This window comes from Collinsella vaginalis (assembly GCF_900176655.1).
GTDB lineage: Bacteria > Actinomycetota > Coriobacteriia > Coriobacteriales > Coriobacteriaceae > Collinsella > Collinsella vaginalis.
Map to the genome: position 1 here is coordinate 1 of NZ_LT838864.1, position 1,002 is coordinate 1,002.

Consider the following 1,002-nt stretch of genomic DNA (forward strand, 5'->3'; position numbering starts at 1 on the left):
GGGCGGGGGGCCGCTGCGGGGTCGGGTGCACCCGGTGCCCGGCCCTACGGCGTGCTCGGGCGCGTGCTCGGCCACAGCTACACCCCCGCCATCTACCGTGAGCTTGCCGACATGGACTACCGGCGCTTCGAGGTCGAGCCCGAGGACCTCGCCGGCTTCCTCGCCGGCGACGCCTGGGAGGGCGTGAACGTCACGATCCCGTACAAGCGGGCGGTCCTCCCCCACCTCTCCGAGTTGAGCGAGGCCGCGCAGCGCCTGGGAAACGTGAACACTATCACCCGCCTGCCCGATGGTGGCCTGCGCGGCGACAACACGGATTACGCGGGGTTCCGCGCGCTCGTGGCGTCGCTCGGCATCGATGTCGCTGGGATGCGCGCGCTCGTGCTCGGACACGGCGGTGCGGGGAGCACCTGCGCCGCGGTCCTCGCCGATCTCGGCGCCGAGGTGAGCTTCATGGGGCGCCGGGCGGACCCTGACGACCCCGGCTCCCTCACCTACGATGAGCTCCCCACCGCGGGCCCCCGGTTCGATCTCCTCGTGAACGCCACGCCGGTGGGCATGAGCCCCAACTGCCCAGCGAGCCCCTGCTCCCTTGACGACCTGCCGAACCTCAAAGCCGTCGCCGACATCGTCTACAACCCGGCGCTCACCGACCTTCTGATGCAGGCGGAGAGGCGCGGCCTCCCCCATGTGGGCGGCCTCCTCATGCTCGTGGCCCAAGCCGCCGAGGCGATCGAGGTCTACACGGGACGGGCGGTCGATGACGCTGCGGTGGCCGGCCTCACGCGGCGCCTGTCTGCCACCGAGCAGAACATCGCCCTGATCGGTATGCCGGGGGCCGGTAAGACCCATGTGGGTCGCGCGCTCGCGGGCATCCTCGGGCGCCCGCACGTGGATGTCGACGAGGAGCTGGAGCGCGAGCTCGGCATGGGCTGCGCCGCCTACCTCGAGCGCCATGGCGAGGACGCCTTCCGCGCGGCCGAGTCGCAGGTCCTCGCGCGG

1 protein-coding gene is annotated in these 1,002 nt (G+C 72.2%); it reads left to right on the forward strand.

Annotated features, from left to right (window positions below):
- Positions 1-63 precede the first annotated feature (63 nt).
- Positions 64-1,002: shikimate kinase (locus tag CAP13_RS09500; RefSeq protein WP_281249017.1), on the forward strand; the 939-nt coding region annotated here is incomplete at its 3' end.